This is a genomic window from Rhodococcus ruitaii, from assembly GCF_055230935.1.
In genome coordinates this window covers 188,779-204,546 of the sequence record NZ_JBUYWC010000002.1, presented here as the reverse complement: position 1 = coordinate 204,546, position 15,768 = coordinate 188,779, and the positions used below count along the sequence as shown (strand labels likewise).

The window sequence follows — 15,768 nt, the reverse complement described above, 5'->3', positions numbered from 1 at the left end:
TCACAGCTCCGCCGAACTTACCGAAGAGTAGATAATTGTTCCTCGGAGCGAAACCCCCTCTACACTCGCGCGGCCGCGCCACACCGATCGAGCGCGTCCTCGATATCACCGGCGACCTGCAGGGCATCGAGCGCACGCCGAGCCACGAACCCCGTGTCGACCATCGACTCGAGCCACGTGAGCAAACCGGTATAGTGCCCGACCGGGTCGAGCAGCACCATAGGCTTGTCGTGCATCCCCAAGTATCCCGCGGTCCAGGTCTCGAACAGCTCCTCGAGTGTGCCGATTCCACCGGGCAGGGTGAGAAACGCGTCGGCGCGAGTCTCCATGATCTCCTTGCGTTGCCGCATCGTGTCGGTGACGACGAGCTCGTCCGCATCGACGTCGGCGACCTCGCGGTGCACAAGTGCCTTCGGGATGACTCCGACCGTGTGCGCACCTGCGGCGCGGGCGGCCTCGGCGATCGCACCCATCATCGACACATTGCCTCCGCCGGACACCAGCCGCCAGCCGCGGCTTCCCAGCGCCGTACCGACCGCGCTCGCGAACTCGAGGTACGACTTGTCCACCGGACCGGACGCACAGTAGACGCACACCGACAGGCCGGGCTCGCTCACCACGAGGCCTCCTCGCCGTAGAGTTCGTGCTCGTCTTCACCGCGGTGCGCGGCGACGATGATCTGCACCGCGTCCTCGACGCTGTCGGTCACCGAGATCAGGTCGAGGTCCTCGGCCGAAATCTTGCCCTCGCGCAGCATCGTCGTGCGGATCCAGTCGAGCAGCCCCGACCAGTACTCGGTGCCGAACAACACAATCGGAAATCGAGTGATCTTGTGGGTCTGCACCAGCGTGACGGCTTCGAACAACTCGTCGAGTGTCCCGAACCCGCCGGGCAGGCATACGAACGCCTGGGAGTACTTCACGAACATCGTCTTGCGCGCGAAGAAGTACCGGAAGTTCAGGCCCAGATCGACCCAGTCGTTGAGCGATTGCTCGAAGGGCAGTTCGATACCCAGGCCGATCGAGAATCCGCCCGACTCACTCGCACCACGGTTCGCCGCCTCCATCGCTCCGGGCCCGCCACCTGTGATGACGGCGTATCCGGTATCGACGAGTGCGGCGCCGAGACGCCGGCCGGTCTCGTAGTCCGCATGGTCCGTCGGGGTCCGCGCCGACCCGAACACCGCAACGGCGCGCGGGACCTCCGCGAGCGCACCGAACCCTTCGACGAATTCGCTCTGGATCCGCAGGACGCGCCACGGGTCGGTGTGCACCCAGTCTGCAGGTCCGCGCCGGTCGAGCAGGCGCTGATCCATCATGGTGGACTCGAACGCACGATTCCCGCGCAACTGCACGGGTCCGCGATGCACGATCTCGTCGCGATCGCGTCGGCTGTCGGAGTTCGCGGACTGGTCGTCGCCTGGCATGCCGGTCACGTTATCGGGTGAGGTACCCGCGGAGCACCGCGGTCACCTCGGTGATGTGACGGACGTCGACGTGCTCGTCCCGTTTGTGCGCAAGGTTCGGGTCGCCCGGGCCGTAGTTGACGGCGGGAATCCCCAGGGCCGCGAACCGCGACACGTCGGTCCATCCGTACTTCGCGCGGAATCGGCCGTCGGCCGCAGCCACCAGCGCCGCGGCGGCAGGGTTCGACAGCCCCGGCAGAGCGCCCGGCGACATGTCGGTCAGTTCCATATCGATGTCGAGGCCCACGAAGACCTCCCGCACATGCGCAAGAGCCGCATCTGGGCTGCGATCCGGCGCAAACCGGAAGTTGACGTCGACCTCTGCCGCGTCGGGCACGACATTGCCGGCCACGCCCCCACCGAGGCGCACCGCGGACAGCCCCTCGCGGTACACGCAGCCGTCGATGTCGACCGACCGCGCTTCGTATCGCGACAGCCGGTCGAGCACGGGCGCAAGCTTGTGGATGGCATTGTCGCCGAGCCACGATCTGGCCGAATGCGCTCGCACACCGCTCGTGGAGATCCTCACGCGCAGCGTTCCCTGGCACCCCGCTTCGATCAGCCCACCCGTGGGCTCGCCGAGGATCGCGACGTCGGCATCGAGCCATTCGCGCAGATCGGTTTCGATACGGCCGAGTCCGTTGAATGAGGCAGCGATCTCCTCGCAGTCGTAGAAGACGAGTGTCAGGTCGTGGGCTGGTTCGGTAACGGTCGCCGCGAGATGCAGGAACACCGCGTCTCCCGACTTCATGTCGGAAGTCCCGCATCCGTACATCAGGTCGCCCTCACGCCTCGATGGCACATTGTCGGCGATCGGCACTGTGTCGAGGTGACCTGCCAGCATCACGCGGCTGCCGAGACCGCGGTTCGTGCGGGCCAGGACGGCGTTGCCACTGCGAATCACCTCGAACCCGGTCGTCTGTTCGCGCAGCGCCTCTTCGACGATGTCGGCGATGACCGATTCGTCCTGCGACACGCTGGGGATATCCACCAGGGCTGCGGTGAGGTCGATCGGATCGGAGTGCAGGTCGAGGTGCGGTGCGGCCATAGCCGCACAATACGGACTCGTCGTTTTTCACAGGTTCGGCATCGGTTTTTCACAGGGCCTACACAGGACTGCCGGCGCCTCGCGTACGCTTCTCGACCGTGAGTGCACACGGAGCATCAGCAGTAGGCATCGCGAACATCGCGGCGGACGGCACCGTCCTCGACACCTGGTTCCCGGCTCCCACGCTGGGCGAACACAACGAAACCGGGACGACGCGGCTCGAAGGCAAGGACATCCCGTCCGACCTCGCGCTGCTCGCGGGGACCGACGAGGCGCGCGACGTCAACCAGGTCGCGGTGCGCACCACCATCGCCGACCTCTCGAAGGCACCCACCGACGCCCATGACGCCTACCTGCGTCTGCACCTGCTCTCCCACCGTCTCGTCCAACCGCACGGCATCAACCTCGACGGCCTCTTCGGTCTGCTCGCCAACGTGGTGTGGACCAACTACGGACCCTGCGTGGTCGAAGGATTCGAACTCGTCCGGTCGCGCCTGCGCATCCGCGGCCCGGTCACGGTGTACGGCGTCGACAAGTTCCCGCGCATGGTCGACTACGTCGTACCGGCGGGTGTCCGCATCGCCGACGCCGACCGTGTCCGCCTCGGTGCGCACCTTGCGTCCGGCACCACCGTGATGCACGAGGGTTTCGTCAACTTCAATGCCGGCACCCTCGGTAACTCGATGGTCGAAGGCCGCATCTCCGCGGGCGTCGTCGTCGACGACGGCTCCGATGTGGGCGGCGGCGCCTCGATCATGGGCACCCTGTCGGGCGGAGGCAAGGAAGTCATCTCCATCGGCAAACGCTGCCTCCTCGGCGCGAACGCCGGCGTCGGCATCTCTCTCGGCGACGACTGCATCGTCGAGGCCGGTTTGTACGTCACCGCAGGAACCAAGGTCACCGGCCCCGACGGCACCGTCGTCAAAGCCAAGGACCTCAACGGCAAATCGAATCTCATGCTGCGCCGCAACTCGGTCAGTGGCGCCGTCGAAGTGGTCCCGAACAAGGGCACCGGCGTCGAACTGAACGCGGCCCTTCACGCCAACGACTGAGAAGCATCCCTTGAGCACAGCCGAGTCGCCCGCCACCGAACCGCAGCATCTCGGGAGCGGACTCAAAGTCCGGCATCTGACCATGATGGGGCTCGGCTCTGCGATCGGCGCGGGCCTGTTCCTCGGCTCGGGTGTGGGTATCGCCGCGGCGGGTCCCGCCGTTCTCATCTCGTACGTTCTCGCCGGGATCATGATCATCTTCGTGATGCGCATGCTCGGCGAGATGGGTGCGGCGCTACCGGTATCAGGGTCGTTCTCGCACTACGCCCGCATCGGAATCGGCCGCTGGGCCGGATTCACGATGGGCTGGCTCTACTGGTTCATGTTGATCATGGTCCTGGGGGTCGAGATCACCGGCGCCTCGGCCATCGTGCAGTCGTGGCTTCCCGGTGTGCCCCAATGGGTTGTGGCACTCGTGTTCGTCACATTCTTCGCCGTGGTCAACCTCGCGCGTGTTGCGAATTTCGGTGAGTTCGAGTTCTGGTTCGCTGCGTTGAAGGTCGCCGTCATCCTCGGTTTCCTCGTGCTGGGTGCGTTGCTGGTGTTCGGTCTGCTGCCCGGCACCGATCCGGTCGGCACAGTCCATCTGCTCGGCGACGGCGACGGTTTCGCGCCCAACGGTATGGCAGGCATCGCCGCGGGTCTGCTCGCAGTGGCGTTCGCGTTCGGCGGCATCGAGATCGTCACGATCGCCGCTGCCGAATCGAAGGATCCGGAACGGTCGATCGCCACCGCCGTCCGCTCGGTCGTCTGGCGTATCAGCCTCTTCTACTTCGGTTCGATCGCGATCATGGTGCTCGTGTTGCCGTGGACCACCGCGAGCGGCGACACCTCACCGTTCGTGTCCGTCCTCGATATCGCCGGTATCCCTTACGTCTCCGGATTCATGGAACTCGTTGTCGTGATCGCGCTGCTGTCGGCGTTCAACGCGAATGTGTACGGAACGTCGCGGATGGCGTACTCCCTCGCGCGCGGCGGGGACGGACCTGCGTGGCTCGGCACACTCACCCACCACGGAGTGCCCCGCAACGCAGTGCTGGTGTCGGTCTTCTTCGGCTTCGTCAGCGTGTGGCTGAACTGGCTGCTTCCCGATCAGATCCTCGGGATCCTGCTCAACGCCGTCGGCTCGGCCCTGATCGCGATCTGGCTCTTCATCGTGGTCGCACACCTGCGGCTGCGGCGGCGGTTCGAGCAGGACGGCACGCTGAAGCTGAAGATGTGGGCGTTCCCCTACCTGAGCTGGTTCACACTCGCCATGCTCGTCGCGTTCATCGTGCTGATGCTCTCCGACTCCGACGCTCGGGCCCAGCTCACGGCCACCGCCGCGCTGTTCGTGATCATCACCGTGATCGGCATCGTCTGGCGCCGATTCCACCCCACGGACTCGAACGACGCGGCCGCCCACCCCACCTCCTGACGGAGGGCCGGGCCGCACCGAAAGCCCGGCACCGACCGTCCGGAACGAACCCTAATGGGCCGCGTGGAACTCCCGATCCGTACTGAGACCTTCGAGCCGCCGGGCGATCAGCGCGGCCTGCAACTGTCGCAGACCCGAGGGCCGCGTGGGATCGAAACCGGTCAACTGAGAAACCCGCTTGAGCCGGTAATCGACCGTGTTGGCGTGCACATGCAAGGTGCGTGCGGTCAGCTGCCTACTCAGGTCGTGCGAGATGTGGGTTTCGAGGGTCTCGACGAGTTCGGGTGAGTCGTCGAGCGGATCGAGGACACGCGCGAGGTACTGCCGCGCCGGCCCCGGACGGGTCAGCTGGTATTCGAGAGCAAGATCGTGCATCCCATAGGAGGCGACCGGGCGTCCCAGCAGACGAACGAGGTCGAGCAGTTCGTGGGCCTGCTTCGCTGCCGCCGGAACCTCCGGCACGGATGCGTGCACCAGCGCCACCGTCACCGACACACCGGCCACCGTCTCGATCCGGCGGCGCAGATCGTCGACCACCGGCGATGCCGACACTCCGGCGAGCAGCACGGTACCGCCTTCGGGCCCGAGCAACGCCAGGTGCTTACCGTCACAGAGGGCTTCCAACTCGACCTCGACGCGGCGAAGGGTTCGGCGTGCAACGACTTCGGGGCGCACGTGCGGATTCCGCTCGTCGGGATGCCGCGCCAGCGACACCGCGAGGACGGTGTACCCGTCGGCGAGTTCGAGCCCGGACCGACGCGCGACCGACGCGGCATCCTGTCCGCTGAGCAGCGCGGCGATGAGTTCCTGCGCGGCGACGTCGCGTTCGCGGCGAATGACCTCGAGTTCCGAGACGAACCCGGTCGTGGCAGTCACGGTGACGCGTTCGAGCAGCGCCATCCACAGCCGCGAGGCGTCGGCCACCGACATGACATCGCCCTCGCGTGCGCGGTCGCTGACGAGCTCCCAACCGAGGCGAATGCCCTCGTGATAGATGCGCAGCATGTATTCGAGGCGGAATCCCGCACGGGCCCACTGCGCTGCGCTGCTGCGTAGATCTGCGAGATCGGCGTCCGACGGGAGTTCGCCGGAATCGAGCAAGTGGATCGCGATGCGCAGGCACCGGACGGTGACCTCGGTGACGTCGCCGCGCAGCGACTCTCCAGGACGCAGCGAGCACGGTGCGACGTTGTCGGCGAAGTGCTCGACCAGCTTGCGCGCTACCGCAGGCAAGTCGCGAAGCGGAACCGACGCGGGCTTGCCGTCGACAATGAATGCCGGGCTCGGGTCACCGTACCGATCCGAACGAAGCGCTTGCTCGGTTTCGCGAACCTGATCCGTCAGAGACATACCTCGAACCCCCATCGAAGTGAGTAGACCTACTTACTCGGCAGTAGACAATCCGCCCTGCAGTGTGACACACGCAACCCCCGAACCGACTATTGGTCGAGCTATTGGTCGAGCTTCCGGCTGCACCCGCACTCGGCCGGAGATTGTTCTGCCGACGTCACTACTGCAACAGTTTCTTCTGCACCTTTCCCATCGCGTTGCGCGGCAAGGAGTCGACCACTCGCACCTCACGCGGTCGCTTGTGGATCGAAAGCTGCTGAGCAACAAGCGTGATCAACTCGTCCTCCACCACTGCCGGACCATCGCCGTGAGGTACCACGAACGCGACGATACGTTGGCCGAGATCATCGTCCTCCAGCCCCGCAACCGCAACCTCCCTTACCGATGGGTGTCCGAGGAGCACGGTTTCGATCTCCCCTGCGCCCACACGGAAGCCGCCCGTCTTGATCAGATCCGTGGACTCCCGGCCGACGATCCGATGGAAGCCCTCGGAATCGATGACCGCGACATCCCCGGTGATGAACCAACCGTCGTCGGTCCACGATGCCGCTGTGGCCTCGGGGCGACCCAGATAGCCGTCGAACAACATCGGCCCTCGCACCTGCAGCACGCCGATGCTCTCGCCGTCGTGGGGCACGTCGTCACCGCGCTCGTCACGCAACCGTGTCTGCACCCCGGCCACCGGTGTCCCCACCCAGCCGGGTCGACGCTCACCGTCGACGCGGGTGCTCAGCGTGAGCATCGTTTCGCTCATGCCGTAACGCTCGACCGGGGCCTGTCCGGTGAGCTCGCGCAACTTCTCGAACACCGGTACCGGAAGCGGCGCACTGCCCGAGACGAGCAGTCGCGCGCCAGCCAGAGCACGCGCGGACTCTTCGTCCTCGGCCACACGCGACCACACCGTGGGCACACCGAAGTAGACAGTGCCGGAGGCCTGCGCGTACGCCTGCGGCGTCGGCTTGCCCGTGTGGATGAGCCTGCTACCCACGCGAAGTGGTCCGAGCACTCCGAGAATCAGCCCGTGCACATGGAACAACGGCAATCCGTGCACCAGAATGTCGCGCTCGGTCCAGTCCCACGCCCGCGCGAGCGCATCGAGACCCGCAGCAATCGCCTGACGGCTGAGCAACACCCCCTTGGGCGATCCCGTGGTTCCGGACGTGTAGAGCACGAACGCGATCGTCTTCGGGTCCGGCTCCGGTACCTGATGCCAGTCACGGGCGTGCAGTCGCACCGGCAGCACCGGGAGCTCCGGCACCTGAGCGCTCGCATCACCATCACCTGTGTCGGGAGCGGGCCCGAGCCACGCTTGCGCACCCGAATCCTTCAGTATGTGAGCGAGTTCGCCCGGCCCCGAATCGGGAGGAACCGGAACCACCGTGACGCCCGCGATCAGGCAGCCGACGATCGCCACGACCGTCGTCGCAGTAGGAGCCGCGAGCACCGCGACCCGCTCGGCTCGCGACACACGCGCGGCCACCGCTGTCGCCGCCCCGAGAATGTCGCTGCGCGACAGGGTGCGGCCGTCGATCCGGACGGCATCGGCAACATCGTCGCCGCGGGCGACGGCAAGCGGATTCAACGACCGCAGTAGTACAGACACAGCCGTCACGATACTTCGACCCACCCCGATCACACATATCGCTGTGCGCGCGGTCAGGGTCGGGGGTGCCCGTGGCGTTCATCGACCTCCGCACGACCGAATCCATTGCTCCCGGGGCCGGACGCCAGGGCCTGCCGAGGCGGCGGAAGCACGATTCCGAGTACCGCCCCGAGAAGCATGCCGATCAACACCGCGACACCGTGGGCATCGTCGAGGAACACCAGCAACACCCCGGCGGCAAACGTGCCTGCCGAGGCCACCAGCAGCATGCGTTGCGCGCCCACCACCGGCCACAGGCCCGCAAGGGACGCCGCCATCACGAATGCCGCGCCGGAGACTCCCGCCCCCACAGACGGCGCGACGAACGACGTGAACAACCCCCACAACAGCTGACCGACCACGAACAACGCGACCGCGCGCTGCCACCCCCACACACGCACCACCGCGATCGCGACGATCGCGAGCATCACAAGATTGCCGGCCGTACCGGCCACGCCACCGTCTTGGGTCAACGCCGAGCTCAGCACCCGCCACCACTCACCATCGCGCGTGCGCACCGGGTCGCGGCGAAACACATCGAGCAGCGACGGCGAGATCAACCGGATCACCGACGGCACCGCGACCAGAGCCCAGAGCACGATCGCTGCGGGGGGCGGCGGCCACCACCAGGCATGCGCGCCACGTCCGTCTCTGCCGCGACGCGGGGCAGCGAGCAGAGCGGTGAGTGCCACCACGACGACGTAGAGCGCCCACGAACGGGGGTCGTCGCCGGAAGTGCTCACAGGCGCCAATCTACCGCCGCGGTGGTCCGTTCAGTCGCGGCTCAGCAGCGAATGCACGAAGAACCGCAGGTTGGAGGGGCGCTCGGCGAGCCGGCGCATGAGGTACCCGTACCACTGCGATCCGTAGGGAACGTAGACCCTCACCCGGCGCCCAGCGCGCGCCAACCGCTGCTGCTCCCCGCCCCGAATCCCCAGCAGCATCTGGTGCTCGAACTCGCCGCGGCCACGTCCCGCGAGCGCGGCGAGGGAATCGACCGCGGTGACGACGGAAGGGTCGTGCGAGGCGATCATCGGGTACCCCTCGCCCGCCATCAGGATCTGCAGGCACCGCAGATACGACGCATCGACCTCGGCGCGGTCCCGGTAGGCCACCGACTCCGGCTCGTCGTAAGCGCCCTTACACAACCGGACCCGCGACCGAGGTCCCGCCAGTTCTCGGCAGTCCCGTTCAGTGCGGCGCAGGTATGCCTGCAGCACCGCCCCCACATCAGGGAAATCGGCGCGCAGTTCGCCGACGATCGCGAGCGTGTCGTCCGTGACGGTGTGGTCTTCGGCGTCGATACTGACCCACGCGTCCGCTTTCTGCGCAGCGGCGCAGATCTCCCGAGCGTGGTCGAGCGCGATCGTGCTGCCGTTCGTCCCGAGAGATAACCCCAGCGCGGTGAGTTTGACCGACACTTCGACCGCGGGTGCACCGGTGAATGTCTGCGGCGCGAGTTCGCTGAGCGCCCCGAGATCGGCGAGCAGATCGCAGTATTCGCCGACGACGGCGCGGGCGCGCCCTACGTCGAGGGTGTTCTCGCCGAGATGGTCGATGCTCACACCGAGCCCCGAGCCCAACAACTGCTCGGCGACGGTCATCGCGTCGGCGCGGGTGGTTCCGGCGACGAACCGATCGACGATCCGGCGGGTGGGTGGCGCCCCGGTCACCAGGCGACGCACCGCGTTCGACTTCGCGGCCGTGAGGATGACCGGGCGCAGCGGGTTCGACAGGGCACCACCGCGGCCCGTGCTGGTCACGGCGCCGTCCCGAGGTCGGGCTCCATGTGCGGGTAGCGGTGATCGGTGGGCGGGACGAACGTCTCTTTGAGCGCACGCGGCGATACCCAGCGCAGCAGGTTCAGCGGTGAGCCCGCCTTGTCATCGGTGCCTGAGAGCCGACCACCGCCGAACGGCTGCTGTCCGACGACCGCGCCGGTGGGCTTGTCGTTGACGTAGAAGTTGCCCGCTGTGAACCTCAGCGCGGCGGAGGCCTGCTCGATCGCGGCGCGGTCCTCCGCGACCACGGCCCCCGTGAGTGCGTACGGGGTTGCGGTGTCGATCATCTCGAGCACGTTCTCCCACGCACCGGCCACGGTGTCGTCGTAGACGTACACGGCGAGGATCGGACCGAAATACTCGGTGGTGAGCGCTTCGTCGCCCGGGTCGTCGACGAGCAGCACCGTGGGTCGCACGAACCAGCCGACCCACTGGTCGTACCCGCCGCCGACGGCGAACTCCACGGAGGTGCGGTCCCGCGCGCGGTCGAGGGCACCGACGACCTTCTCGTATGCACGGCGATCGATCAGCGCGCCACCGAAATTGGCCAGATCGGTGACGTCGCCGTAGGTGAGCGCATCGACCCGCGCGAGGAAGTCCTCCCGCATCCGCGACCACACCGAGCGTGGCACGAACGCGCGCGACGCCGCCGAGCACTTCTGCCCCTGGTACTCGAACGCGCCGCGAATCAGCGCGGTGGCCAGGATCGCGGGATCGGCGGTCGGATGCGCGACGACGAAATCCTTACCGCCGGTCTCCCCCACGATCCGCGGATAGGTCCGATACGCGTCGAGGTTGCTGCCGATCTCCCTCCACAGATGCCGGAACGTCGCGACCGATCCGGTGAAGTGCAGACCCGCGAAGCGCGGGTCGCTCAGAACCACGTCGGACACGGCCCTGCCGTCGCCGGTGAGCAGGTTGATCACCCCGGGAGGCAGACCGGCCGCCTCGAGCACGCGCATCGTCCAATAGGCGGCCAGGGATTGCGTCGGTGAGGGTTTCCAGACGACGGTGTTGCCCATCAGCGCAGGCGCGGTGGGTAGGTTACCGGCGATCGCCGTGAAGTTGAACGGGGTCACGGCGTACACGAACCCCTCGAGCGGACGGTGATCCATCCGGTTCCACACCCCCGACGACGACTTCGGTTGCTCCGCGAGAAGTTCGCGGGCGAAGTGCACATTGAACCGCCAGAAGTCCACCAGTTCGCACGGTGCGTCGATCTCGGCCTGCTGCACCGATTTCGACTGGCCGAGCATCGTGGCGGCAGCGATGGTCTCGCGCCACGGGCCCGACATCAGGTCGGCGGCGCGCAGGAGGATCGCAGCGCGCGCGTCGAACGGCATGTCGCGCCATGCCGGTGCGGCCGCGGCTGCGGCATCCGCTGCTGCGGCCGCGTCTGCCGCAGTGGCATTGCGGAGGGTGCCGAGCACCGAGCGGTGGTTGTGCGGCTGCACGATGTCGATGCGATCGCCTTCGCCGTGGAGGTGAACTCCCCCGATCACATGACTCACATCGATCGGGTCGGCGGTGAGTTCCGCGAGTTTTCCGAGAAGCCGAGCCCGCTCAGGGCTGCCCGGCGCATATCCGTGAACCGGTTCGTTCGTCGGCTCAGGAACAACTGTGACGGCGTCCATGGTGCCTCCTTGGCCCAGGGTAACGCCGACACCGAGACCCGCGGGTCGAATGCGATGGTGTGCTCACCTGCGGCGGCCTACTTCAGGCGCTGTGCAGCAGCCTCGACCCGCTCGTCGGTGGCGGTCAACGCGATCCGAACGTGCTGCACACCGCCGGGTCCGTAGAACTCGCCCGGTGCGACGAGAATGCCGCGTTCGGCGAACCAGTCGACGGTCGTGCGGCATTCTTCACCCCTGGTAGCCCACAGGTAGAGGCCGGCCTCGGAATGGTCGACGGTGAAACCGGCGCCGCGCACGGCCGCGAGCAGCGTCTCGCGACGTGCCCGGTACCGCTCGCGCTGGATGTTCTCGTGCTCGTCGTCGTTCAGTGCCGCGGCCATCGCGGCCTGGATCGGCAGCGGCACCATCATGCCGGAGTGCTTGCGCACCTCGAGGAGGTCCGCGACGAGTTCGGCGTCGCCGGTGACGAATCCTGCGCGGTAACTCGCGAGGTTCGACGTCTTCGACAGCGAATGCACCGCAAGCAGATTGGTGTGGTCGCCGTCGCTCACACTCGGATGCAGGATCGAGAGCGCCTCACCCTCCCACGTGAGCCCGAGGTAGCACTCGTCCGATACGACGATCGCGTTCCGGGTACGGGCCCAGTCCACGACCTTGCGCAGATGATCGAGCCCGAGCACCTTCCCGGTCGGGTTCGACGGCGAGTTGACGAACACCAGCGACGCACCCTCCGGCCCGAGTCGGGTGAGACCGTCGGCGCGGATCAACCGTGCACCCGCGAGCAGCCCGCCGACCTCGTAGGTCGGGTACGCGAGCTCTGGAATGACGACGAGATCCGCGGCGCCGACACCCAACAGGGTCGGCAGCCACGCGATCATCTCCTTGGTGCCGATCGCGGGCAGAACCGATGCCTCGTCGATACCGGTGATCCCGTAGCGACGCGCAAGCGCACCCACTGCGGCCTGCCGCAGTTCGGGCGTCCCGTGTGTCGTCGGATAACCGGGCTCCACCGCGACCGAGGCGAGCGCCTCCCGGATCACCGGCGCGACCGGATCGACAGGAGTTCCCACCGAGAGATTGACGATCCCGTCCGGGTGCGCGGCAGCCTTCGCTTTCGCGTCGGTCAGCGAATCCCACGGAAAATCGGGGAGGTTCTGTGCAGCCGACCGGCGTGCGCGTGTGGCCACCGGCGCCTAGTCCTCACCCATGGGAGGGAGGTTCTTGACGAACGGCGTGTCGTAATCGACCTTGCCGAGCTTCGCCGCACCACCGGGAGACCCGAGATCCTTGAAGAAGTCGATGTTGGTCTGCACGTACTCGGACCACTCGTCCGGGACGTCGTCCTCGTAGAAGATCGCCTCGACGGGGCATACGGGCTCGCAGGCGCCACAGTCCACGCATTCGTCCGGGTGGATGTACAGCATGCGGCCACCCTCGTAGATGCAGTCGACCGGGCACTCTTCGATGCATGCCTTGTCCAACACGTCCACGCACGGCTCCGCAATCGTGTACGTCACTGCTGTTCTCCCTGCCTCTCTACAATGCGCGCCGACCCGGTACGGTCCCAGCGCATCGGCGCACTGGCGCCCACAACCGAACAGTATCCACCGTCGCCGGTCGCCACCTATCCATTAGGGTGCCCTGACCTTGCCCGGAAACTGGGGGCGGGGCTATCGGACAGTGACGCCGATCTCACGACGGGCGTATGCGGTGGTGCGTTCACGCGCAGGACGACCGATGCCCTCGGCGATCGCCACCAACTCGGCGACGGTCTTGTCCGAACCGTGCTGCGACCCCGCCATCCGCGAGATCGTCTCTTCCATCAACGTTCCACCGAGATCGTTGGCTCCCCCCTCGAGCATCGCCTGCGTACCCGCGACACCGAGCTTGACCCAGCTGGTCTGGATGTTCTCGATACGGCCGTGCAGCATGATGCGGGCCAGCGCGTGCGCCGCTCGGTTGTCACGCATCGTCGGCCCCGGCCTGGATGCACCCGCCAGATACAGCGGCGACGACTGGTGCACGAACGGCAGCAGCACGAACTCGGTGAACCCACCGGTGCGATCCTGGATCCTGCGCAGTACGTTCAGGTGCCCCACCCAATGATGCGGCTGGTCGACGTGCCCGTACATCATCGTCGAACTGGATCGCAGCCCTACCTCATGCGCGGTGGTGACCACCTCGATCCACTCGGCGGTGGGCAGCTTGCCCTTCGTGAGCACCCAGCGCACCTCGTCGTCGAGGATCTCCGCGGCCGTACCCGGAATCGTGTCGAGGCCGGATTCGCGCAGCTCGGTCAACCATTCGCGGATGGACGTACCACTCCGCGCGACACCGTTGACGATCTCCATGGGCGAGAACGCGTGCACGTGCATCGACGGCACCCGCGCCTTGACCGCGCGCACCAGATCCGCGTAACCGGTCACAGGAAGCTCGGGGTCGATGCCGCCCTGCATGCACACCTCGGTGGCGCCGGCGACGTGCGCTTCCCACGCCCGATCGGCGACCTCTGCCGTAGACAACGTGAAAGCATCGGCATCACCCTTGCGCTGCGCGAAAGCACAGAATCGGCAACCCGTGTAACAGATGTTGGTGAAGTTGATGTTCCGATTGACCACATAGGTGACGTCGTCGCCGACCGTATCGCGCCGCAGTTGATCTGCCAGCGCGACAATTGCCTCGAGACCCGCCCCGTCGGCGTTCGCGAGAGCGACGTACTCCGCGTCGGAGCAACCGCCCGGGTCGCGCTCCGCGGACCGCAACGCCGACAGCACGTCGTGCTCGAGACGAACCGGCGCGGACTCCCCGAGTGCCAGCACCTGCTCGCGCACGGTATCCCAATCACCGAAGGCGCTACCGAGGTCGGACCGGTGATCGGTATTGCGTCCCGTCACGTCGATCTCGGAATTGAGATCTATGCGCCCCGACGAACCCCAGTCGACGTCGGGTTCCTGCCACGGCAGCCCCGATGGGATGACCTGCTGTGCGAGCCCGGTCTCCGGGTCGGACAACGCACGCACGTGCGCGGCAATTCTGGGGTCGATCCACGGCTGGCCGGCCAGCACATACTGCGACTGTGCTGCAATGCGTTCGGTGAGCCGGAATCCCGCCTCGGCGCTGAGCCGGGCCAGTGCGTCGAGATTCGGCCACGGCCGCTCCGGATTGACGTGGTCCGGGGTCAGCGGCGACACCCCACCCCAGTCGTCGACGCCCGCCGCGAGCAGCGCGCGGCATTCGTCGAGCGAGACCAGGTTGGGCGGCGCCTGGATTCTCATGCCGGGGCCGAGAATCAGCCGTGTCACCGCGATCGCCGACAGGAACTCGTCGAGCGCGGCGTCGTCGACATCACGCATCGCGGTGTCGTCCTTGGCCCGGAAGTTCTGCACGATGACTTCTTGGATGTGGCCGAACGCCTTGTGCGTCTTCCGGATCGCCAGGATCGACTCGGCACGTTCGACGAAGGACTCCCCGATGCCGACGAGGATCCCCGTGGTGAACGGCACCGACAGGCGGCCCGCGTCGGTGAGCACCCGCAGCCGCACGGACGGTTCTTTGTCGGGGCTGCCATGATGGCACTGGCCTTTCTCCGTGAACAGCCGTTCCGACGTCGTCTCGAGCATCATGCCCATCGATGGCGCTACCGGCTTGAGCCGTGAGATCTCGGCCCAGCTCATCACGCCCGGATTCAGGTGCGGCAGCAGACCGGTTTCCTCGAGCACCCGGATCGACATGGCCCGCACATAGTCGAGCGTCGAGTCGTACCCGCGCTCGTCGAGCCACTGCCTCGCCTCGGGCCACCGGTCCTCGGGCCGGTCACCGAGGGTGAACAACGCTTCCTTGCAGCCCAGTGCAGCGCCCTGCCGCGCGATCTCGAGGATCTCGTCGGGCTCCAGGTACATACCCCGGCCTTCAGCACGAAGCCGGCCCGGAACAGTGACGAAAGTGCAGTAGTGGCACCGGTCGCGGCAGAGCCGGGTGATCGGGACGAACACCTTCCGCGAGTAGGTAACCGTTCCCGGCCGCTCCAGCGCAAGCAGACCAGCGTCGCGTACCCGCGACGCCGACGCACACAGATCGCGGAGGTCGGCGCCGTGGGCCTGCAGCAGCACAGCGGCCTCATCGACGTTGAGGCTCACCCCGTCGCGGGCGCGACGCAGCGCTCGTCGCATCGCAGACGGAGTCGGCTGTACATCACCTGCCGAGACTGTCGGCTGTACATCACCTGCCGAGACTGTCGGCTGTACATCACCTGCCGAGACTGTCGGCTGCGGGGCGGCACCAGGTCGCAGCGACGGCAACGGAAGCATCGCGGAGTGCTGCGTGTCGTCAGCGGAATCGGTCATGGCCCGATCATGCGCCCCCACCGTGTCGCATGCCAC

At 66.9% G+C, this 15,768-nt stretch carries 13 protein-coding genes; 2 read left to right on the top strand and 11 right to left on the bottom strand.

The features are described 5' to 3' along the window. Positions 1-59 precede the first annotated feature (59 nt). From ACZI8W_RS02025 to dapE, 3 genes are read right to left on the bottom strand one after another with little or no spacing between them, the layout of a single operon-like run. Positions 60-620, bottom strand: coding sequence for an LOG family protein (locus tag ACZI8W_RS02025; protein ID WP_463366808.1), 561 nt, complete (start codon positions 618-620; stop codon positions 60-62). Further along, complete coding sequence (locus ACZI8W_RS02020; RefSeq protein WP_463366807.1) at positions 614-1,426, bottom strand: LOG family protein; 813 nt, start codon at positions 1,424-1,426, stop codon at positions 614-616. The genes ACZI8W_RS02025 and ACZI8W_RS02020 overlap by 7 nt, the downstream gene beginning before the upstream one ends. Positions 1,427-1,436: 10 nt before the next feature. Beyond that, positions 1,437-2,513, bottom strand: a complete 1,077-nt coding sequence (gene dapE / locus ACZI8W_RS02015) for a succinyl-diaminopimelate desuccinylase (RefSeq protein WP_463366806.1) — start codon at positions 2,511-2,513, stop codon at positions 1,437-1,439. Between the two features lie 98 nt (positions 2,514-2,611). Here dapE and dapD point away from each other — a divergent pair, with 98 nt between their 5' ends. Then, entirely contained in the window at positions 2,612-3,565 is a 954-nt protein-coding gene (gene dapD, locus ACZI8W_RS02010; protein ID WP_463366805.1) for a 2,3,4,5-tetrahydropyridine-2,6-dicarboxylate N-succinyltransferase, read from the top strand. Between the two features lie 82 nt (positions 3,566-3,647). Next, positions 3,648-4,982: an amino acid permease gene (locus ACZI8W_RS02005; protein ID WP_463367032.1), complete on the top strand. Its 1,335-nt coding sequence runs from the start codon at positions 3,648-3,650 to the stop codon at positions 4,980-4,982. Between the two features lie 51 nt (positions 4,983-5,033). On the opposite strand, the gene ACZI8W_RS02000 is transcribed toward ACZI8W_RS02005, so the two are convergent. The 8 genes from ACZI8W_RS02000 to ACZI8W_RS01965 all read right to left on the bottom strand — a co-directional run bounded on the left by ACZI8W_RS02000 (position 5,034) and on the right by ACZI8W_RS01965 (position 15,732). Next, on the bottom strand, positions 5,034-6,332 hold the full coding sequence (locus tag ACZI8W_RS02000; RefSeq protein ID WP_463366804.1) for a PucR family transcriptional regulator: 1,299 nt from the start codon (positions 6,330-6,332) through the stop codon (positions 5,034-5,036). 160 nt (positions 6,333-6,492) lie between these two features. After that, positions 6,493-7,935, bottom strand: a complete 1,443-nt coding sequence (locus ACZI8W_RS01995; protein ID WP_463366803.1) for an acyl-CoA synthetase — start codon at positions 7,933-7,935, stop codon at positions 6,493-6,495. Between the two features lie 53 nt (positions 7,936-7,988). Then, positions 7,989-8,717: a rhomboid family intramembrane serine protease gene (locus ACZI8W_RS01990; protein WP_463366802.1), complete on the bottom strand. Its 729-nt coding sequence runs from the start codon at positions 8,715-8,717 to the stop codon at positions 7,989-7,991. A gap of 30 nt (positions 8,718-8,747) precedes the next feature. After that, complete coding sequence (locus ACZI8W_RS01985) at positions 8,748-9,737, bottom strand: proline dehydrogenase family protein (protein ID WP_463366801.1); 990 nt, start codon at positions 9,735-9,737, stop codon at positions 8,748-8,750. After that, entirely contained in the window at positions 9,734-11,389 is a 1,656-nt protein-coding gene (pruA, locus tag ACZI8W_RS01980; RefSeq protein ID WP_463366800.1) for an L-glutamate gamma-semialdehyde dehydrogenase, read from the bottom strand. The genes ACZI8W_RS01985 and pruA overlap by 4 nt, the downstream gene beginning before the upstream one ends. 77 nt (positions 11,390-11,466) lie before the next feature. Further along, positions 11,467-12,576, bottom strand: coding sequence for a succinyldiaminopimelate transaminase (dapC, locus tag ACZI8W_RS01975; protein ID WP_463366799.1), 1,110 nt, complete (start codon positions 12,574-12,576; stop codon positions 11,467-11,469). A gap of 6 nt (positions 12,577-12,582) precedes the next feature. Then, the gene (fdxA, locus tag ACZI8W_RS01970; protein WP_169687621.1) at positions 12,583-12,906 is read right to left on the bottom strand and encodes a ferredoxin; all 324 of its coding nucleotides are present in this window, start codon (positions 12,904-12,906) and stop codon (positions 12,583-12,585) included. Between the two features lie 153 nt (positions 12,907-13,059). Next, positions 13,060-15,732 carry a bifunctional FO biosynthesis protein CofGH gene (locus ACZI8W_RS01965; protein ID WP_463366798.1) on the bottom strand — a complete coding sequence of 891 codons (2,673 nt, stop codon included), beginning with the start codon at positions 15,730-15,732 and terminating at the stop codon, positions 13,060-13,062. Positions 15,733-15,768 lie beyond the last annotated feature (36 nt).